The organism is Anaerovorax odorimutans, from assembly GCF_024459955.1.
GTDB classification, from domain to species: Bacteria; Bacillota; Clostridia; order Peptostreptococcales; family Anaerovoracaceae; genus Hominibacterium; species Hominibacterium odorimutans_A.
Window position 1 is genome coordinate 53,689 of the sequence record NZ_JANFXK010000002.1, and the last position, 20,520, is coordinate 74,208.

At 48.8% G+C, this 20,520-nt stretch carries 15 protein-coding genes; 5 read left to right on the top strand and 10 right to left on the bottom strand.

Features of this window, described 5'->3' with window-relative positions:
• The first annotated feature begins 17 nt into the window (after positions 1–17).
• Genes NE619_RS02500 through NE619_RS02510 form a run of 3 tightly spaced genes read left to right on the top strand, consistent with a single transcriptional unit; the run spans position 18 to position 3,020 of the window.
• On the top strand, positions 18–500 hold the full coding sequence (locus NE619_RS02500; protein WP_256130784.1) for a complex I 24 kDa subunit family protein: 483 nt from the start codon (positions 18–20) through the stop codon (positions 498–500).
• Positions 497–2,269 (top strand): NADH-ubiquinone oxidoreductase-F iron-sulfur binding region domain-containing protein, encoded by a 1,773-nt coding sequence (locus NE619_RS02505; RefSeq protein ID WP_305146557.1) that lies wholly within the window; start codon positions 497–499, stop codon positions 2,267–2,269. The genes NE619_RS02500 and NE619_RS02505 overlap by 4 nt, the downstream gene beginning before the upstream one ends.
• 13 nt (positions 2,270–2,282) lie before the next feature.
• Positions 2,283–3,020: a 2Fe-2S iron-sulfur cluster-binding protein gene (locus NE619_RS02510; protein WP_256130785.1), complete on the top strand. Its 738-nt coding sequence runs from the start codon at positions 2,283–2,285 to the stop codon at positions 3,018–3,020.
• Between the two features lie 119 nt (positions 3,021–3,139).
• Here the strand turns inward: NE619_RS02510 and NE619_RS02515 are convergent, their stop codons facing one another.
• The 10 genes from NE619_RS02515 to NE619_RS02560 all read right to left on the bottom strand — a co-directional run bounded on the left by NE619_RS02515 (position 3,140) and on the right by NE619_RS02560 (position 18,096).
• A complete protein-coding gene (locus tag NE619_RS02515) occupies positions 3,140–3,934 on the bottom strand; it encodes an Rpn family recombination-promoting nuclease/putative transposase (protein ID WP_256130786.1) in 795 nt (264 codons plus the stop codon).
• 257 nt (positions 3,935–4,191) lie between these two features.
• Entirely contained in the window at positions 4,192–5,379 is a 1,188-nt protein-coding gene (locus tag NE619_RS02520; RefSeq protein WP_256130787.1) for a pyridoxal phosphate-dependent aminotransferase, read from the bottom strand.
• Between the two features lie 23 nt (positions 5,380–5,402).
• Complete coding sequence (locus tag NE619_RS02525) at positions 5,403–6,491, bottom strand: hypothetical protein (protein ID WP_256130788.1); 1,089 nt, start codon at positions 6,489–6,491, stop codon at positions 5,403–5,405.
• Positions 6,492–6,514: 23 nt separating this feature from the next.
• A complete protein-coding gene (putP, locus tag NE619_RS02530) occupies positions 6,515–7,981 on the bottom strand; it encodes a sodium/proline symporter PutP (RefSeq protein WP_330640662.1) in 1,467 nt (488 codons plus the stop codon).
• 21 nt (positions 7,982–8,002) lie between these two features.
• Positions 8,003–9,277, bottom strand: a complete 1,275-nt coding sequence (serS, locus tag NE619_RS02535; protein ID WP_256130790.1) for a serine--tRNA ligase — start codon at positions 9,275–9,277, stop codon at positions 8,003–8,005.
• A 9-nt stretch (positions 9,278–9,286) separates the two neighbouring features.
• Positions 9,287–11,203 (bottom strand): glutamine synthetase, encoded by a 1,917-nt coding sequence (locus tag NE619_RS02540; protein WP_256130791.1) that lies wholly within the window; start codon positions 11,201–11,203, stop codon positions 9,287–9,289.
• 116 nt (positions 11,204–11,319) lie between these two features.
• Complete coding sequence (locus NE619_RS02545; RefSeq protein WP_256130792.1) at positions 11,320–14,214, bottom strand: UPF0182 family protein; 2,895 nt, start codon at positions 14,212–14,214, stop codon at positions 11,320–11,322.
• A gap of 39 nt (positions 14,215–14,253) precedes the next feature.
• Positions 14,254–17,130 (bottom strand): zinc ribbon domain-containing protein, encoded by a 2,877-nt coding sequence (locus NE619_RS02550; protein WP_256130793.1) that lies wholly within the window; start codon positions 17,128–17,130, stop codon positions 14,254–14,256.
• 18 nt (positions 17,131–17,148) lie between these two features.
• A complete protein-coding gene (locus tag NE619_RS02555) occupies positions 17,149–17,706 on the bottom strand; it encodes a hypothetical protein (protein ID WP_256130794.1) in 558 nt (185 codons plus the stop codon).
• Between the two features lie 219 nt (positions 17,707–17,925).
• A complete protein-coding gene (locus NE619_RS02560; protein ID WP_256130795.1) occupies positions 17,926–18,096 on the bottom strand; it encodes a hypothetical protein in 171 nt (56 codons plus the stop codon).
• A 165-nt stretch (positions 18,097–18,261) separates the two neighbouring features.
• Here NE619_RS02560 and NE619_RS02565 point away from each other — a divergent pair, with 165 nt between their 5' ends.
• Positions 18,262–19,701: an NlpC/P60 family protein gene (locus NE619_RS02565; RefSeq protein WP_256130796.1), complete on the top strand. Its 1,440-nt coding sequence runs from the start codon at positions 18,262–18,264 to the stop codon at positions 19,699–19,701.
• Positions 19,702–19,878: 177 nt separating this feature from the next.
• Positions 19,879–20,427 carry an MFS transporter gene (locus NE619_RS02570; RefSeq protein WP_256130797.1) on the top strand — a complete coding sequence of 183 codons (549 nt, stop codon included), beginning with the start codon at positions 19,879–19,881 and terminating at the stop codon, positions 20,425–20,427.
• Positions 20,428–20,520 lie beyond the last annotated feature (93 nt).

A 20,520-nucleotide genomic window follows, 5' to 3' on the forward strand; every position in this document is an offset into this window, starting at 1 on the left:
TGAAAGGATGTGGAAATTTGGATAAGGAAATGAAAACAATCGACGAGGTGCTGAAGGAATTTCCCCCCGAAGAACGATTTTCTCTGGCGATCCTTCAGGCTCTTCAGCGGGAATACGGGTATATTTCCGCCGATAGTCTGACGCAGGCTGCCGGTTACCTGGATGTTCCCATATCGCAGCTGTTTTCAATGGCTACCTTTTATAAGGCTCTCAGCCTGCAGAAGAAAGGAAAAATTATCCTCAAAATATGTGACGGCACTGCCTGTCACATCCGGGGAAGCCAGAGCATCCTCAATGAAATCCAGCGTGCGCTGCGTATCAACGCCGGAGAAACCACGGAAGACGGACTCTTTTCGCTGGAAACAGTCAACTGCGTAGGCTCCTGCGCCATTGCGCCGGTAGTGGTCTGCGGCGAAACTTTCCATGGAAACATGACTCCGCAGAAGGCCAGAGAATTACTTGACGGAGAAACATCTGCGGAAAAGGAGGCGAACACATGATGAGGGAGATTCTGATCTGCTGCGATACCGGCTGTCTGGTTCACGGAGCCAGGGAAGTGGCCGGCGAATTCCTGCGAAACAGCCAGGGGATGGATGTCAGCATCAAGCCTGTCGCAAAAAAGGTCGGATGCAACGGGCTTTGCCAGCTGGGGCCGGTGGTGACAATACTGCCCGATAATATTACCTACTACCGTGTCCAGCCGGAGGATACGCAGGAAATACTGGACAGTCTGGGCGCCCATCCGGTGGAGCGCCTGCTCTATATGGATGACGACGGCCAGCCCCACACTGACCGCTCGGCCAATCCGTTCTATGCGACACAGCATAAAGTTGCTCTGCGCAATACCGGAATTATAGATCCGGCTTCACTGGATGATTATCTTAAGCGCGACGGCTATAAAGGTCTGCGGAAAGCCCTTGCGCTGACACCCGCACAAGTCATTGAAGAGGTTCGCGTCAGTGGTCTCAGAGGCCGGGGCGGAGCGGGCTTTCCCACCGCAGTCAAATGGAAATCATGCAGTGAGGCTCCCGGAGATGTGAAATACATGCTCTGCAACGGCGATGAAGGCGATCCCGGAGCCTTTATGGATCGGAGCATCATGGAAGGCGATCCCCACACTGTCCTGGAGGGCCTTGTGATCGGCGCCTACGCAATTGGAGCCCATCAGGGCTTTCTCTATATCCGCGATGAATATGATCTGGCTCTGGCTCACATGAAAACGGCCATCGAAGATGCCAGGGCACATGGATTTTTAGGGAAAAATATTCAAAACAGCGGCTTTGATTTTGACTGTGAGATTGTCCGCGGCGGCGGAGCTTTCGTCTGCGGCGAGTCTTCGGCTCTGATGACTTCTATCGAAGGAAAAGTAGGCGAACCCCGGGTCAAATATATCCGTTCCGTAGAAAAGGGTCTGTTTGAAAAGCCAACGGTTCTAAATAATGTGGAAACCCTGGCTAATATTCCCTATATTCTTTTAAATGGCGGCGAAAAATTTGCTGAGCTGGGGACGGACAGCAGCAAAGGAACGAAGGTTTTCTCTCTCGTAGGAAAAGTCCAGCGAACGGGACTTGTGGAGGTCCCCATGGGAGTCACGCTGCGCCACTTGATCTTCGATATCGGCGGCGGAGTTAAGGACGGCGGAAAGTTCAAGGGCGTTCAGACCGGAGGCCCGTCGGGCGGCTGTATTCCGGAAAAAATGCTGGATCTTGAGATTGACTTCGATTCGCTGAAGGAAAGCGGCTCCATGATGGGTTCCGGCGGCATGATCGTTATGGATGATACCACATGCATGGTGGAGCTGGCCCGCTATTACCTCAATTTCCTGGCTGGCGAATCCTGCGGAAAATGTACGCCCTGCCGCGAAGGGCTCCGGTGTATGCTGGATATTCTGACGCGAATTACCGAAGGCCGCGGGACTATGGACGACCTGGATCTGTTGGAGGACCTGGCTTACACGGCCAAAGAGGCTTCTCTCTGTGAACTGGGAAGAACAGCTGCCAATCCGGTTATGTCGACGCTGCGGTATTTTCGGGATGAATACGAAGCTCATATTAAAGACAAGCGGTGTCCGGCCGGCGTTTGTACGGCGCTGATCCGTTACCGGATTGATCCCGATGCCTGTAAAAGCTGCGGCCTTTGCGGCAAAGAATGCCCTGCAGCGGCCATTTCAGGTGTTTCCGGCTCACCCTTTTCCATTGATCCTGATGCCTGCATCAAATGCGGCAACTGCAGGAATGTCTGCAAGTTCAGCGCAATTATCGTAGAATAGGAGGTCGTCTATTATGAAGCTGTTGATTGATAAAACAGAAATACCTGCCTTACCGGGCGATACGATTATGGACGCTGCCAGACGGGCCGGAATATTCATTCCTGGGCTGTGCTGGAATGAGGCTTCTGAGAAAAGCCACTGCTGCAGGCTGTGCATGGTTGAGGTTATGGATAGAGGCAAGGAAAAACTTGTCGCTGCCTGTGCTTTTAAGGTAAAGGATCTGATGGAGGTGACGACGGATTCGCCGCGCATCGCCAGAATCCGTAAAACCATGCTGCGGCTGCTCTATACGCAGGCCCCGGATAATCCGGCAATTGTAGAGCTGATGGACCGTTACGGTATCGCTGCCGAACCAGCCCTGCCCGTCAGGGACAATACCCAATGCATCCTCTGCCGGCTGTGCGTTTCCAATTGCGGCGCCCTGGGTGCTTCTGCCATCAGCGCTGTGGACCGGGGAATCACAAAACGTATTGACACGCCCTACGGCGCTCCTTCTCCGGACTGCATCGGCTGCGGCGCCTGCGCGGATATTTGTCCGACCAACTGTATTGAGGTGGAGGATACGCCCGAATATCGCAAGATCTGGAATCAAGAATTTGCCTGGGCCAGATGCAGCTGCTGCGGCGCTATTATCACAACCGAAGCCCATTATCAGGCTTCCAATCCGCCCGGGGCTCCGGTCCTGTGCCCAACCTGCAAGAAAAAGGCCATGGGCGATGTATTTGCGGAAAGCTTGGGCGAAAGGGTTTAAAAGGACAAGGGTATATTAACGAAAAAGATAGCTGGCAGTAGGCATATAAACTGTCAGCTATCTTTTTATCATATCAGTTCGTGAAAAGTTCCATTCTGTTTTTCCATCGAGAGATCGTATCATAAGGCCTTAATCTCCTCAACGCTCATCTTTGTAACCTTCGAAATTTCCTCCAATGGTCTGCCCAGCTTTTTCAGCTCTGCAGCCATTGCTTTGCGTTCTTCCTCTCTGGCCTCCTGCAACTCCAGCAGTCTCTCCTCATACGCGTTCATGTATTTCACTCCAATCTCCTCGCTGGATCGGATTTGTTCGATTTTTTCCTGCATCTTCAGAATCTTTCCGCTGGAAGAGTTCTCCGCCACTTCTTTGGACGTCTCTTCAAAATATCGCAGCAGAGCGATCAGCTCTTCGCTGACGCCCGCAGGGTCGGCTCCCCTGGTGTTTAGGAAAATCCTGGCGGCTCCATCGTCCAGTTGCAGCCCGGGCACTTCCTCGCAGGCCATGCGGAAGGTGTAACGGTACAGTCCCTTGCCGAACAGGTCAAAGGGCATGATCATAATGATGTACACGTCGTTCATCCTGTTGTATTCGATGTCCCCTGACTCCAGCAGCTTGCTGTCGATGAGTCCGTTATACAGCCGTGTCCGTCTGGGCAGGTTGTGGGTGTTCTTCTTCTGCACTTCCGCATCGTAAATAGCTTCGTCCTCATCCATGGCCCACACGTCCATGCGGATCTGGCGGCTCCAGGCCGCCCGGCGGCCTTCCTTTTCAGTCTGGGGCAGATGTTTCAGCACCACGTCCCTTCCCAGAATGATTTCCAGCATATCCTGCAGAATTTCCGGGTCCTCCACGGCTTCGGCAAACAAAAATCGATCCAGTAAATTTAAATCCTTCAGTTCCTTCTTTTTCTCCAATTTCTTTCTCCTTTTAGTATACCAGTTTGCTCGGTGAAGGCAAGAAAATCTTCTGTACCGCACATGAAACACAGGTCATTGAATACCATTTATTTACATGTAATATTTTACCATTTAGCTACTGCTGCGTCAAGCATTTATAAACGGGTTTTTTGACATAGAAAAAAGCAGGCTTTTATTACCTGCTTTTAAAACATACGCTCCCTTGCGGAGAAAAAATCCATTTTCTCCGCATCGCTTTTTTCATTCACTTTTTCTTACAGTCCGTATTCTGCCGCCAGCTTCTTAAATCCCGGCAGGGAATTAACAATCGTCTCATAAGAAACGCAATAGGCCAGCCTTACATATCCCGGACCGGCAAAGGCACTGCCCGCCACCATCAGGATATTGTATTTTTTGGCTGCCTCGCAGAATTCCGCTTCATTCTCCACAGGCGACTTCACGAACAAATAGAAAGCACCCTGGGGCATGATGCATTCGAATCCACATTCTTTGAGTCCCTCGTAAAGGGCTTTTCTGTTTTTATCGTAGTAGCTGAGATCCACCTTCGCATCCACGCATCTACCGATGACCTTCTGCTGCAGAGAAGGCGCATTGACGCATCCGATGATCCGGTTGGCGTTGGACGCGGTATCGAATACCAGCTCACTGTCTTCCAATTCGTCAGGAATGACCAGATAGCCAATTCGCTCACCCGGCAGCGACAGGGATTTGCTGTAGGAGTAAGCGACAATCGTGTTATCGTAATACTTCGTCACATAGGGCACCTGAATTCCGTCATAAGCCAGTTCCCGATACGGTTCATCGGCAATGATGAAGATTGTGCGTCCCAGTTCCTGCTGTTTTTTCTCCAAAATAGCCGCAATACCCTTAATGGTTTCCTCAGAATAAACGACACCCGTTGGATTGTGAGGCGAATTGATGAGAACGACTCTCGTTTTATCGGTAATACACGATTCGAAAGCCGCAAGATCCGGCTGGAAGGTGGACTTATCCGTTTGCGCCTGGACCACAACTCCGTCATAATTATTGACATACCAGTTGTATTCCAGGAAATACGGAGCAAAGATCACCACTTCTTCTCCGGGGTTGAGAATCGTCTTCAGGGCGACATTTAACCCGCTGGCCGCGCCTACAGTCATAAGAATATTCTTCATGGAGAAATTGGTTCCCTGGGTCTTATTGATATGCTGTGCGATAGTTTCGCGCACATCTTCAAATCCGGCGTTGCTCATGTATCCGTGAAGGATCAGGTCCGGTTCTTCCTTTACGATATCGCAGATCGCCTGATTGACTTCCGGAGGAGTCGGGGCGTCCGGATTTCCCAGACTGAAATCATAAACTTTATCACGGCCGTATTTGGCGCGCATCTTATCGCCTTCTTCAAACATGGTTCGGATGGCCGAATTGTTCTCCATCAAAGGCTTCATTTTTTCTGCAATCATTTTTTCATCTCCTCTAAAACATCCTATAGTTTCAGGCCCTTTGCCAGGTTGCAGACAAAGTCCTGTACATTGGTAACGATCCCTTTGGCCGCCAGACTTCCTCTGTCTCCCAGTTTGTTGACCGCAAACTCGGAGGTATCGATTGTGTAAAAGTAGATCTGTCTGATGGTGCCGTCCGGCATTACCCGGAAGTTAGGGGTCATATTGCCGGTGGCAATGGTATGGAGTACCGTAGCCATGCCAATAACAGTAGTTGCTTTACGGACATGGCTTCTTACTGCGTCCTGGCCAACATATGTATGCTCGTACACCTCTGGCAGCGGTCCGTCGTCCCGCAGCGAACCGTTGAGAACAAACGGTACATTGTGCTTCACGCAGCTGTATATGATTCCGTCCTTAATCTTTTCCTTTTCGAGGAAAGCCGGGATGGAGCCGTAGAGGTTTACTCTGTTTATAGTGTCGATATGGTTGTAATGTCCGTTAAAGTGCGGTCTCTGGGTGCGGATATCCTGTCCCAGGGCCGTACCCAGAAGTCCGGCTTCCAGATCGTGCGTCGCCAGAGCATTTCCGGCTAACAGCGCGTCTACGTAGCCTTCGGCCACCAGCTTGGAAAAGGCTTCCCGCGCCTCATAATCAAAGGCACAGGCAGGCCCCAGTACCCAGACTACATATCCGTGTTTTTTCTCATGCTTTAAAAGCTCGATCAGCTGTTCATAATCATAGGAAAAGGCTGTCTCGCGGCTGCGGCTCTGGCGGAAGGAAAAGGGCGTATCCTTATTTTCTTCCTGCTCAAAGCAGTCGGCATGGACATAAATGCCTTCCTCACAATCCTCGGTCCTGCCCACTACAATCCGGTCTCCCTGCTTAATATTGCGAAACTCTCTCACATGGATTTTTCCCTCTTCGTAAACAGCTACGCAGTCCATGCGGGATTCCTCTGCCAGAATCCATTTGCCGTCTATTTTGAAATACTCAGGAAAAATCGAAGTCGCATGAAAGTTCTGAGGAGCTGTCATATCCTTCGGTGCCAGCCTCAGCACCGCGTCCGGAGCACGGTCAAATTTTTCCAGAGTAAAGTCAGGTTCCTTATATTCTCGTAATTTAAAGGCCATAAAATCTATTCTCCCTTGCTATATTAAAATTTTGTTGTCTTGACGGAATCAAATTCTTCCGCTACTTCCTGCGGCAGCCTGCTGCACAGACTGACAATAATAATCACTGCCGTGGAGGCGATGAATCCGGGAATAATTTCATAGATATCGAAGATACCGCCTTCCAGGTTATACCAAAGAAGATCCACAACGCCTCCGGTAATCATACCCGCGATGGCGCCCGGGAGGGTCATCCTTCTCCAGAAAAGGGCAAAAAGGATCAGGGGTCCAAAAGCGGAACCGAATCCGCCCCACGCACAGGACACGAGCCCGAATACGGAGCTATCGGGATCAATGGCTATGGTAATGGCAATGGCGGAAATAATTACAACCGTCAACCTGCTGACCCAGACGATTTCGGGGCCGTCCGTATCCTTTTTAAAAAGCGTAGCATAGAGATCCCGCGAAACAGACGACGCGGACACCAATAGCTGTGAGCTGGCCGTACTCATGATAGCCGCCAGAATGGCAATTAAAAGAACCCCTGCGATGACCGGATTAAACATGGTATTGATCATGGACATGTAAATTGTCTCCCCATCGCTGAGGTTTGGCATGAATGCCTTGCCCACGACACCGATGACAATAGCGGCGGTCAGGGTGATTGCTACCCAAATCATAGCGATCACTCTCGATTTGCGGATCATGTCAGGATTCTCAATGGCCATAAAACGCACCAAAATATGGGGCTGCCCAAAATAGCCCAATCCCCATCCAAGGGCCGAAGCCAAAAGCAGTCCGTTAATATGTCCGGAAATCTGCGGAAAGAATCCCAGAGACTCAGGAGTCAACTGGGCCAGACGCAAAGAAACATCGTCGATGCCTCCCATGGAAATCACTGCGATGATCGGTACGATAATCAATGCGAAAAACATAATGGTTCCCTGAATCGTATCCGTCCAGCAAACGGCGGTAAAGCCTCCCAGCGCCGTATATGCCAAAATAATCGCCGCGCACACGATCATTCCCGCCTTATAATCCATTCCGAAAATGGTATTGAACAGCTTTCCTCCGGCAGCGAACTGAGAGGAAGTATAGACTAGAAAGAAAATAACAATGAAAATACCGGAAACGATCCTTAAAATATGTTTTTTATCGCGAAACCGATTTTCAAAGAAATCCGGAATTGTAAGGGCATTTCCCGCCACCTGGGTGTATTTTCTCAGCCGCTTGGCCACGAAGAGCCAGTTGAGATATGTACCGATAAACAGGCCGATCGCAGTCCAGATGGCCTCCGAAGTCCCCGTATAAACCACATAAGCCATGCCTGGCACTCCGGTTAAAAGCCACCCGCTCATATCAGAGGCCTGGGCGGACATGGCAGTTACCCAACTGCCAAGCTTGCGGCCGCCCAGAATATATTCCGACAGACTATCCGTTTTGCTGTAATGTTTTACTCCGATTGCCACCATAACCCCCAAATAAATGATGAATATGGCGGCGATGATCACTGTACTCAAAATATTGCTCCTTTATTTTGTAATTTTATCTACGCCCATATATGATCTCAAAGCCTCCGGAATCACAACAGAACCGTCGGCCTGCTGATAGTTTTCCAAGATAGCCGCAACCGTTCTTCCTACGGCCAGACCTGATCCATTGAGCGTATGCACAAATTCCGGCTTACCCTTTTCCTGCGGTCTGAAACGGATGTTTCCTCTTCTGGCCTGATAGCTTTCAAAGTTGCTGCAGGATGAAATTTCCACATATCTGCCATAGCTCGGCATCCACACTTCGATATCGTAGGTCATTGCGGAAGAAAAGCCCAGGTCGCCGGTGGAAAGTCTTACTACCCGGTAAGGAATATCCAGCTTCTGCAGAACCTCCTCTGCAGCGTTAGTCAGGAGTTCCAACTCTTTGTAGGACTCATCCGGATGGACGAATTTAACCAGCTCCACCTTATTAAACTGGTGCTGGCGGATCAAACCTCTGGTATCCCTTCCGGCGGAACCGGCTTCCTTTCGGAAACAAGGCGTATATGCCGTATAGTAAACAGGCAGTTCGTCGTAACTGAGGATTTCGTTCATTCTCAGGTTAGTAACCGGTACTTCCGCAGTGGGAATCAGGAAAAAGTCCTTAGCCGGCACGTGGAACATATCGTCTTCAAATTTCGGAAGCTGTCCCGTTCCTGTCATGGCATCCCTGTTGACCATAAACGGCGGCAGAATTTCCGTAAATCCGTGCTCCTTTGTATGGAGGTCCAGCATAAAGTTGATGACCGAACGCTCTAACCTTGCGCCCAGGCCTTTATATACGGTGAATCTCGTGCCGGAGATCTTCGCTGCTCTTTCAAAGTCCAAAATATCCAGCTCCTGTCCCACGTCCCAGTGAGCCTTCTCTTCAAAGTCAAACTTTCTCGGTTCGCCCCATTTGCGCAGCTCTACGTTGTCGCTGTCATCAGCGCCCACCTGCACGTCCTTGTAAGGGGTATTGGGAATATTAAGGAGCGCGGTCCGCAGCTTTTCTTCCACTTCGCTCACCTCGGCGTCCAGAGCTTTGATTTCCTCGGAAAGGCTTTTCAGCTCTTTCATCAGCTCGCTGGGGTCCTCTCCGGCTTTTTTCATCTTCGGAATCTGCTTGGAAGCGGTACTCTGCTGGTTTTTCATCTGTTCTACTTTGGCCAGAGTTTCCCGCCTCTTTTTATCGTATTCCAGTACTTTATCGATTCCGAAATCTCCCTGTCCTCTGGACTCAACCGCTTTTTTTACGTTTTCAAAATCTTCTCTTATTCTCTTAATGTCTAACATAGCTCACTCCTAAAATAAATTTTTCTTATATATTATGTATAAATCCGTTAACTCTTTTACTTTTTCCTGCATCTCGATCTGCAGGCCGGAGGCCGTCTCAAAATCCCGTTTGTCCAGCGCCCGGACGATTCTTGTGAGCAGGCACTGTTCGTTGAGCTTATCCCTTCCCAGCAGATTTCGAATCGTATTGATCTTTTCCCAATATACCACATCGTAATCCACGCAGTCGCTGTCATCGTGGCATTTGACACAGTGACGAATCAGATCCATGGTATTGGGCACGATTCGGTTATGGAGCTCCGTAGCCCATTGTGCTACGATGGCTTCTTTATAGGATTCCAGCGTGATCGGAGTCATCACGTCATTTCTCTGGAAAACTTTCAGCTTTTCCGGATGGTCCGCAAAGGCACAGATGTTTTCCCAGACTGTACGCGGTACCCTTCCGAACAGCTCGTTTCTTTCCTGCTCCGTATATTCTTCGAAAACGTCCCGTTCGCTTCTGTAGAGCCGATCTTTTTCCAAATAGAAATCTTCCTGACCGTACTCCTTGGATATGGAGGCTTCCAGCTCTTTTGGCGTCTTTTTCGCCTCCAGAGCGGCCTTGATTCCATCCAGCATAGCCATGTAAGAAGATGCCAGAATCAGGTAGGTATTACTTTTCGGGTTGGGCGCCCTCAGCTCAAAGCGGGTAGCCAGCGGGTTGGCCACGTCCCGTACAAGCCCTACCAGTACCGTTCTGTTTCTGGATGGCATCTCCACGCCGTGGCCCAGGGAAGTAACGACGCAGACCGGAGCTTCGTAGCCCGGCTTCAGCCGGTTAAAAGCATCGTTGGTGGCGCTTACGAAGGGATTGACCACTTCATAGTTTTTCAGGATTCCCATCAGAGCGCCAAAGCCGATCGGACTGAGGAATTCCGCTTTCATATCCTTGGCAGAGAAAAGGTTCACTCTGCGCCCGTCTTTCAGCTTAGCCGCAAGTCCCATATGGGTATGCTCCCCGCTTCCGGCCACACCTTCCATCGGCTTAGCCATGAAGGTTACTTCCAGACCGTGCATTCTGAAAATGTCGCGCACTACATATTTAACCTGGTTTTCGTTGTCCGCCGCCTGAATAGCGGTGGAAAACTTCCAGTCGATCTCCAGCTGTTCCATTACATGGTCGTAATTTCCCGAGTTTCCGATCTTGGCCTTGACTCCGCCCACCTCTTTGTGGCCCATTTCCATCTCAAATCCGTATTTATCGAGAACCAGCATAACTTCTTCCAGAGCCGTCCTAACCGGTCCGATGGTTCGCTTCCAATACTGTTCTTTGAGGATCTGTGCCGTGGAAAGCTGTTCCCGGTCGGCTTCATCATCCGGAGTTTTAACCCAGAATTCCAGTTCAGTGGCTGCTGTAATCTCCAGCTTTTCAATCTCATCGGCGCTGTCTATGGCCAAATGTTCGAAAACATATGGGTTTTCCTTGATGATCTGAAGCAATTCCTTTTTAAAATTGATGATCGCGTCGCGCAGAATCACTCTCGACCCTACTTCCGCCACATCGTTATGAATCAAAAAGGATGGAATACGGAGTGTTCCCACCGGAAGACCCGTTTCCCTGTCCACATGCTTGAAATTGTGGTCTACATACCAGTTTACCTCCGTATCTGGAATGATGTCCACTTTTGCGTTATTTAATTCTGCAATCTTCGGCAGGACTACGCTGGACCCGTCCGTCTGCACTCCGGAGTGAAGGAATTTTTCCATATCCTCGATAAAGAGATCCACCGGGATCTTTTCATCCGTATCGTGCCCTCCGATGTCCAAACCTACCAGGGAAACGAAGCGAACTTCGGGATGTGCCCGAAGAAGGCTGGTTATCTCCTCTGCCGAGTGATTCTCCGCCGGTATGGTAAACAGCATCTTATCCAAGTCGAAATCTAACATGTAAACAATACTCCTTTCAGATTTATGGTTCTCAAACAGGCTAGGACATCCCCTTTACAAGATCTGCAAAAAGAATGTCCTCTAAAACCCTTACTTATTCTAATAAAACTGGAATCTTATTTCTCAGATTCTTGTTCTTGTGCTGGCGGAGCTAACAGGTTCAGATATTTCTGCAACTCATCCAGGTACTGGCCATACTTGGCCCAGTCGCCATCTTTTTGTGCTTTTTCAGCATTAGTAAATGCTTCCTGCGCCTTGGCGGCCAGCTCAGCCTGACTCAATGCGTCGTCGGTTTTCTGATCACCCTGTTGTGCCTGCGCGTCGCTGCTGCCCGGACTCTCTTTGGCGCTTCCTTCACCGAACAGGGAATTGAGCGCTTCGGTCAGGGTGGTTTCGTACGCGATCTGATCGCCGTAAGCCACGATAACTCGTTTTACTTCCGGAATACTGGAGTTCTTAGCTTCCAGATATACCGGTTCTACATAGAGCAGGGAATCCTCAATCGGTATAACGAACATATTGCCCCTGCTGTAGTTGGACCCGGCCGAATCCCACAGCGAGAACTCTTTGGAGATCTCCGTATTCTGGTCGATCTGGGCTTCGATCTGCATCGGGCCGTAAATGATCTTGCTCTTTGGCAGCTGATAGAGGACAAGTTGTCCGTAATTCTCGCCGTCATTTCGCGCCACCAGAAGGCCGGTCATGTTTTTCTTATCCTTTGGCGTATACGGGATCGAGTTGACGAATTCCGCGCTCTTTTCTCCCGGAAGCTTCATGATATAGTAGTTCGGCGTCATGGCCGTTTCCTTTGTACCGTAGATCTCATCGGCAACGTCCCACATATCTTCCTTCTGATAGAACACCTTCACGTCGGTCATGTGGTACTTCTTGTATACGTTGGCCTGAATATTAAACAGCACGTTCGGATAACGGATGTGCGCCTGCAGAGATTCCGGCATTTCTTTAAAGTCTTTGAAAAGCTTCGGATAAATCTCTTTAAAGGTATTGGCAATCGGGTCTTTGTCGTCCACCAGATAGTAATTGGTGGTTCCGTTGTAAGCATCGATTACGACTTTAACCGAGTTGCGGATATAGTTGGTATTGTTGGTTTCGTCAAACGGCTCCGAATACGGATATCTGGTGCTTGTAGTATAGGCATCCAGCATCCAGTAAAGGTTTCCGTCCGCTGTGACGATATAAGGATCGCTGTCGTATTCCAGATACGGCATGATCTTCTGCACTCTGTCCTCGATGTTTCGATTAATCACGATCTTAGAATCGCTGGTAATGTTGCTGGAAACCAGCAGCTTGAGACTCCGTTCGCGAATCGAGAACATCATTTTGTTCAGCATATTCAGTTTGATTCCGGCGTCTCCCTTATAAGTGGAATATTTATTGTTGTCGCCGTCCGGATAGTCAAACTCTTCTTCATTGGTGTTTGCCAAAATATAATTGTCGGTCTTTTCTCCGAAGTAGATTTCCGGTCTGTTGATCTGGATTTCCTGTACGTCGGATACCGGCGGGATGCTGTCGATCAGCATATCCGGCTGTCCGCTGGAAGTAACCTTATCGACTCTGGAGAGAGTCAGCCCATACCCGTGGGTGTATTTGATATGCTTGTTCAGCCAGGTGTCACTGATCTTTTCTTCATCGATTTCTCTGGCTGACTGGAAGGTCTGTGTATATTCGCCGTTTACCATATAGCGGTCTACATCGACATCGTTGAAGGTATAGTATTGTCTGATACTCTGTGTCTGGTTGTAGAATTTTTCCGCAGGCTCGTAGTCATTGATACGAATGTTGGAGATAGTCTCCATATTATTGGTAATATCGTCGCCACTCAGGTCATTGTTGGCAGCAAACGGCTTGACCGTCACCTCGCCCAAATCGTAGGCATATCTGGTGTACTCGATATTCCGCTCCAAATATTTGCTTTCCTTATTGATTTCATCAGGCGACACCACCAGATTCTGGATCAAGGTGCCTGCGCCCGCTCCGATCAAACCTACAACGATCATGATAACAGGAACGATTACGGCTGTTTTAAACTTTCTCTTGGAGATGCCGATAGCAAATGCAATAGCGGCCACTATCGAAAGAACCATCAAAATCCGGTATACCCAAAGCGTAATGTTGACATCTCTAAAGCCAGCGCCGTAAACGGCACCGGTGTGTCCATACAGGAGATCAAACTGCTTCAGGAAGAAGTTTACGGCAACCATGACAAAGAACAGGATGCCGACAATAATCAGCTGCTTTTCCGCTATGCTGATAAGATGCATCACGTTTTTATCATCGAACTGCTTTTTCCGCCTCGGAGCACGGTTGACATTTGCCTTTTTCCCGGTAAAAGCTTCCCCGAATTTCCCGAACATGTCGGTAACATTGTCAAATCCGGTCCTTGGCCCGTCATTCATGCCGCCGCCAAACGGCTCTTCCTCTGCGGGTTCCTCTTTTTCTTCAAAGAACTGAGGGGTCCGTACGGAAAGAAGCACTGCGTAGTAAAGCAGCGTAAGAATCGCAAAGGCAATGATAACACCGATCAGTATCTGGTTCAGTTCCTTGATAAAAGCAAGCTTAAACACATAGAACGATACGTCGAGGTTAAACAGAGGGTCAGAAATATCAAACCCCGTACTGTTGGCAAATTTAAGAATTTCAAACCACAGCTGCGTCACGGAAACAAAAGTGACCAGTACGGCGAAAACGATCGCCATTCCCCATGAAATCAGGTTAAGTCTCTTATGGTTCGTCTGCTCTGTGGATTCCACCTTTTTGAAATATCCCCGTTTGAGGAATTTCAAATAGATATACGCCAGGAATGTTATAACGATAAATGTAGGTATTCCAATTTCCAGCTGAGTAATCAGCTTTTTAAGGAATACGCTTACATATCCCAATTCCCTGAACCATAAAAAGTCCGTAATAAACCCAATAAGACTCAGGAACAATACGATGAGCACCAGGATAGCGATAATGATCCCTTTAATGCCCAGTTTTTTCTTTTTCAAATCAGTTCCTCCCTTTTATTCATACTGCATATGTAAAGGTTAAATTTCATAGCTGGCCACGACTTTCATGGTTTCGTTATCAGGCTGCATCTCGTAGATTTTTTTTGTTTTGGAATTTTCTTTGCTGCCGCCGTGATTATCAGTCACTTTTTCGGAAACCCAGACAAAGTAGGAACTTCCCGCCTGTCTGATCTCTCCAATCCGGAGAGTCTTAAAAGTTTCTTTCATGCCTTGTTTGCCCAGCTTTTTGACCTCTTTATAAAGATCCGTTCCTTCCTGCATTAAGTTGAGAACACTGGTGTCGTTATTGTTGATCAGGTTTACTTTCTGCGAGTCATATGCGATTATGGCTCCTACGATGGCCTGATCGTAATAGACCTGTTTGTTCTCGGCATCCTTGTACCAAGTAACATCCGCCAGTTTTTGGGTCAGGTTCAGATCCTGGTTTTCATATTTTTTATCGGGATCAAATTTTAAATCCGCGTCATATTCGATTGTCTCAACATTACCGTCTTTATTCTTCCCCATTTCGGCCTGAATAAGCGTCGTTTTATCGTCCAGAGGCTCTGTCCGGATATCTTCCTTCTCCATAGCCCATGTGTATTCTGCATCGTTGCCGGTAAAGAGATGAATTACCTTGTTGAGCTGGCTGTCAATAAATTTCGCCGCTCCGCTGTTAGGAGCCGTCAGCTTGATAACAACGCCGGCCACTTCCATTACCAGCAGAAGGATTAGAATAACCAGACAGATCTTCAGCGCGATTCTGCCTTTTCCGCCCCCTTCTTCCTCATCTTCATCGTCTTCGTCTTCAAATTCCGCAGGTTCGCTCAGGCTGGTCTGCTCGGCCGCCTCGCTGATATCTTCCGCCGGGTTGAAGTCCGCCGGGAAAATCATCGTCTCATCCAGAGGCTGCTGTTCCGGCTCTGTCTGACCGCTGAGGATGTCGGCAACCGACTCTTCCGTCATAATCAGCGTTTCATCTGTCACCGGCATTGGTTCCGCAACAGGTTTTTCTGCCTCCGGCGCAGGCTCTTCATCTGCCATCAGGTCATCAATGGAGAAAAGCTCAGCCGGAATTTCATCCAGCTCTTCTGCGGAACGCGGCAGTTCCGGTTCCTCGGAGATATCCTGCAGCTCCTCCAGAATGTCAATGGTCTCTGCGGGTTCTTCCGGCATGGTTCCTGCGATTATCGGTTCTTCTTCATCTATATGTCCCAGGAAGTCCGGCAGGTCTAAATCAATCTGTTCTTCCGCCGGTGCGGCATCAGGGATCTCAATCTGAGGTTCCGCCTGCCCTGCAGCTTCTGCTGCTGCCGCTGCTCTGTCGCGCTGCACGATTTCGGATGCCGTAGCCATTCCTGCCAGAATCGCAGCTTTGTCAACGGCTTTTGTCTTTTCCGGGATTGGCGCTTCCTCTGTTTTAGGTTCGCTTTCTTTCAGCGCATCCTCAAGGGATTGCTGTCCAAAGAAGGTTTCTCTGGCTCTCACCATCTCTGAAATATGGTTGAGCGGGTCTTCTTCCGCAGCCTTGGCCGCTGCTGCTTTGGCTTCCGCCTCCGCCTTAGCGCGCGCCGCAGCTTCTTCTCTGGCTCTTGCTTCCGCCTCTGCTCTTGCTTTGGCTTCCGCAGCAGCTCTCGCTTCCGCCTCTGCTTTTGCCTTGGCTTCTGCTTCCGCTTTGGCCCGTGCCTCCGCTTCCGCCTGCATCCTTGCGGCCTGCTCTGCCAGTTTGGCTTCCGCCTCCGCTCTGGCAGCCTCTGCCTTCTCTTCGGCAGCCCTCATCGCTGCTTCCGCTTCCGCTCTTGCCGCCGCTCTTTCCTGTTCTCTCTCAGCGGCCTCCTGTGCGGCTCTGGCATCGGCGGCGCGTTTGGCCTCCTCTTCCAGTCTGAGACGGGCTGCTTCCTCCGCAGCCTGAGCCTTGGCCAGCGCTTCCGCTTCCTCCTTGGCTTTGGCCTCTGCTTCCGCTTTGGCTTTGGCTTTTTCTTCCTCTATGATTCTGGCCGCTTCTTCTCTGGCCTTTTTTTCTGCCTCAGCAGCCTCTATGCGATCCAGCACATCGGTCTCGATCGGTTTCGGCTCATAACCCTTCACGACGCCTTCGGACTCAAAGAGTTCTTCCATCGGGTCCTCTGGTTTTCTTGCGGCAAATTTTTCTTCCGATGCCGCCGCGGCCGTATTCATTTCCTCTGCGAGTATATTCCCGGATTTTATCTTTTCATACTCGCGATCCAGAAGTTTTTGAAATTCTTCGTTTTTCTTGTTAAATGTAAAGAACTTGTCAATCTGTTCCGATTGTTTTCTCGCTTCGTCAGCCTTGCTGTCCAGACCCCCGAAAAGTTCTTCTTCCAGGCTGGACGCGGCCTGGGGCTTCTGCGTCTCTTCCGTCGCTGCTGCCGGCTGTTCCGGCGTTTCAGCGTTCGGCTGCCACTTGGTATCGGCCGGGGTAAACACCTCCGGTGCAGGTTCTGCGGCCGGCTGTGAATCTGTCTGAGCCGTTTTTTCCGCACTGGAAGCCTCGGCTTCCTGTCTTGCCGAATCCAGCTCTTCCGGGCTCATGGACCAGTTAAAGTCAATATCCTCTGTCTTTTCCACCCTCATTCCCGGGAAAGTCGTATGTATATTCCAGTCAAAATCCTCAACTGGTATTTTTGATTTTTCATCTTCCGATTCCGATTTAGATGCCGAAGAGTCCGGATTGAGGTCTATCCCAAGATCAAGGGATTTAAAATCGAATGGTTCAAACAAAGGAGACTTTTCTTCCGGCTGCCCTTCAGCCTGTGACTGTGGAGCCTCTTCCCCTGTGCTCGCAACCAGGTTTTCCGGTTTATCGTTTTCGCTTGCCAAAATTGTTTTTTCTCCACAGGAACTGCAAAACTTATCCCCGTCTGCCAATTTTTGTCCACAATTTCTACAATACATAAGTTCCTCCTCTGCTTGTTACTCTTTAATAAGTAATTCAAGATCTTCCTTTGTATAGATTTTTCCGCTCTTCCCAATATTATATATTGACGTTGCGGGCGTTTCGCTGCCCTTGTCCAAAGTTTCTTCTCGCAGGCCGTCAGGCTCAATTTCCTCTGCGGGCGCTGTCTCCGAAACATCAGCGGTCTGTATCATTTCTGGCTGCTGTGAGGATTCCGCCGGAGTATTTTCCTGTTCGTTCTTCTCTTCCCCCGGTTCCTTTTCCCCTTCGGATGTTTTTATGCCGCTGTCTTCCCTCGGCGGCGGTTCCGGTTCACGGCTTTCTTTCCGTGGCATCTGCGTCTCCTGCACGTTTTTCGGCTGATCCGCCGCAGGCGTTCGCTGTGCGGCCGCGGCCGCCTCCTGCCTGATCCTAATGGTTAAAGCCTTCTCCACTGCGGCCAGACGCTTTTCGATATTTTCCAGAGTGCTGAGCTCTATGGCGGACTGTTTTCGCCATAGGATCAAAGCGATTACTAAAATCAGCAGAATCACGACAGCAGCTACTGCAAGTATCGGTAAAGCTATTGTAGTCATGCTAAAGTCTCCTATTTTTAAGATATCCCGGTCTCTGATTCCGTCTTGGCGTACTTCACCGAGATTATAACTTTTAATATTATACTACAAAGTTAAAACAATAGCAAACACAACAGTAGAGAAATGGCCCAGGAATTTGCAAACGCAAAAAGAGCGGGTATTCCCGCTCCGATAGGAAGTAGAGATATCCTGCTCTTTTTTGCCGCAAGAACGTAAGAATTAGTACTCGGATCTTTCAGATCTGTTGTTCTGGTTCTTTTCGTTGTTGAAACGGTTGTTCTGTGAATTTTTTTCGTTTCTTTCACTTCTCTCGCTTCTGTTCTGGTTGTTGTTCTGGTTGTTATTGTTGTTGCTGTTGTTCTGGTTGTTGTTGTTTTGGTTGTTTTTCATTTCTCATCCCTCCTCGATTATTATTTTGTTCCGGCCATGCCTTTTGTATGTGCGGTAAAAAGAGGAATTTTTTAATAGTTTACCGGCAGTAAAAAGGATGATACTATATGGGTATAGTAATTACGATTGCATATTAGCCGCAGCAATAAAGGAAGGTGTATAAAATTGAAGTTCATTCGTACTATTTGTACAGCGCTTATCGCCGTTATGCTTTTTTCGTCTTTTTCAGCCCCTGTTCTGGCTGAGACGATTCCCGCTGAAGTTCAGGGAAGCTCTGCCGCTCAAAACGCAAAGCAAAAGGTTATTACAGAATTTGAGGGATTAGCCCCGGACGTGAAACAGCAGACAATTATTATTGGCTCAGAAGATACTCCCCATCTTCCCGGGGAGTTAAAAGCCCTCCTTGAAGGCAGCTCCGAGTTTATCTCTGTAAGTGCCCTTTGGAAATCTCAGCCGGATTTCGCCGCCGATCGGGCAGGTACTTATGTTTATACGCCTGAAATTTCTTCCGATTATCAGATTGACGCCGCAGCCGTTCTGCCGTCCATTCGCATAAAAGTTATAAAAGCAAACACCACGCTTTCCCAGCTCCCGGGAACGCTGAAAAAGAAGTCGCGTCAGACGCTTTCTCAGGGTATTACCGTCTCGCCCGCTTACGGCAGGCCGGTACAGCTGCAAATGTACCAGAACGGCCAGTGGGTGACAAAAAAGACCTTTACCCTCAGTAATTCCAAAAGCGCATCGCTTACCGCCGATTTTCCCAATGACTGGTGGAAGGTCACTTCCTCCGCATGGCGTTTTTTCATCCCTGAAAGCAAGGAAGGCAATGCTCTCACTAGCAGCAGTATAACCGTAAATACGCTGCGATATTACCAAAATCCATCGAAATATATTCAGATTCAGGATAAGATTACCCTCAGACACTCCGGCGCTTATAAATTGAAAGTCGGTTACATGGGCCTCAAAGTTCAGAAGGTCAATCGTTATTTTCGAATCGGGAACAAATATTGGCCGCGCTATACGTCGCAGACAAAACGAAAGGTAAAAGCTTTTCAAAAGCGAAAAAAACTTAAAGCCACCGGAGTTGTGGATAAGAAAACCTGGATGAAAATGGGCTTTTCCGAAAGCTCCTGGTCCAGCCTTGGCGCCTATGTGTCGCCTATAAAAGTAAATCCGTCCAGCACCAAGAAGGATCATATTGAGGCCATGATCAGTACGGCCAAAAAGTATCTGGGTACCAATTACGTGGTTGGCGCTTCCGGTAAACCCGGGCAGGGTGCGGATTGTTCCGGCCTGGTTATGCAGGCGCTCTATGCCGCCGGTGTAGATCCCTATCCGGTCAGCTGCGTGAGACATTCCAAGCCTGGCTATGAATTTGAATCAAGGAACATATGGAAGAACAAAAAGCTTAAAACCGTTCCCTATACAAAGAAACAGCGCGGCGATCTGATCTTTTACAGAGGCCGCAGCGGCGCTATCAACCATATCGCCATTTATCTGGGAGGCGGAAAGGTCATCGAGTCCTGGCCCAACAAGGTTGTGATCCGGCCTGTAAAGAACAGCCGCCGCAACCGGATTAAAGGGGTGAAACGGGTGTTTAACTAGAAATATGTTAAGAACAAAAAAAATCAACTGGATAGATGGGACGCCGGTCGGAATCAGTATATACAGTGTACAGTCTTTATCAACACAACTGCAAAGCGATTTGCTGGAAATCGTTCTCTGCGTACACGGGAGCGTAAAGTTCTCGTATGGTTATGAAGACTTCATTTATTCTATGTTATGTTTCTCATCCTGGCCTGCGGGGCATTTTCGGGAATGATGATTATTTCTCAGGCATCATCAATCGCTATGAATCTGGTCGGTATGAATGCCTTATCTGCAAGTGTGGCAGTGTCAATCTTGGCGCTTTTCAATACGCTGGGCCGCTTGCTCGCAGGGATAGTTTCAGACAAAATAGGCCGCGCACGTACGTTACTGATCGCAGCTGTGTTATCCATTATCGGCCTGCTGAGTTTATTCTTCAGCCATTATGAAAATTTCTTTTCTTTTTACTTCGGAATATCGATCAGCGGAATTTGTTTTGGTTCTTTTATGGGCGTTTTTCCAGGCTTTACAACCGATCACTTTGGCAGCAAAAATAATAGCGTGAATTATGGGATTATGTTCATAGGGTTTGCTTCTGCCGGTTTCTTTGGGCCAGTTATCATGAATGTAACCTATACCGCTTGCGGCACCTATCAAGTGGCGTTTTTAATAGCAATGTTGTTAAACATAATTGTAAGCGTATTAATTTATGTATATCGGGCTATAATGGCTCGACAATATTAAAAAGAAGCTCTTGCGTCACACCATTGACATTTGCAAAAGCGGATACTAGAATTTAAGGAAAACAAGTCCGTTTTTACAGTCAGGCCGTTCCAT

What these genes read in the sequence shown, in the direction of transcription:
- NE619_RS02510 (WP_256130785.1), top strand. Translation starts at nt 2,283, where the DNA reads ATGAAGCTGTTGATTGATAAAACAGAAATACCTGCCTTACCGGGCGAT.
- NE619_RS02525 (WP_256130788.1), bottom strand. Translation starts at nt 6,491, where the DNA reads ATGGCCTTTAAATTACGAGAATATAAGGAACCTGACTTTACTCTGGAA.
- NE619_RS02520 (WP_256130787.1), bottom strand. Translation starts at nt 5,379, where the DNA reads ATGATTGCAGAAAAAATGAAGCCTTTGATGGAGAACAATTCGGCCATC.
- NE619_RS02550 (WP_256130793.1), bottom strand. Translation starts at nt 17,130, where the DNA reads ATGTATTGTAGAAATTGTGGACAAAAATTGGCAGACGGGGATAAGTTT.
- NE619_RS02570 (WP_256130797.1), top strand. Translation starts at nt 19,879, where the DNA reads ATGTTTCTCATCCTGGCCTGCGGGGCATTTTCGGGAATGATGATTATT.
- NE619_RS02560 (WP_256130795.1), bottom strand. Translation starts at nt 18,096, where the DNA reads ATGAAAAACAACCAAAACAACAACAACCAGAACAACAGCAACAACAAT.
- NE619_RS02540 (WP_256130791.1), bottom strand. Translation starts at nt 11,203, where the DNA reads ATGTTAGATTTCGACTTGGATAAGATGCTGTTTACCATACCGGCGGAG.
- NE619_RS02555 (WP_256130794.1), bottom strand. Translation starts at nt 17,706, where the DNA reads ATGACTACAATAGCTTTACCGATACTTGCAGTAGCTGCTGTCGTGATT.
- NE619_RS02505 (WP_305146557.1), top strand. Translation starts at nt 497, where the DNA reads ATGATGAGGGAGATTCTGATCTGCTGCGATACCGGCTGTCTGGTTCAC.
- serS (WP_256130790.1), bottom strand. Translation starts at nt 9,277, where the DNA reads ATGTTAGACATTAAGAGAATAAGAGAAGATTTTGAAAACGTAAAAAAA.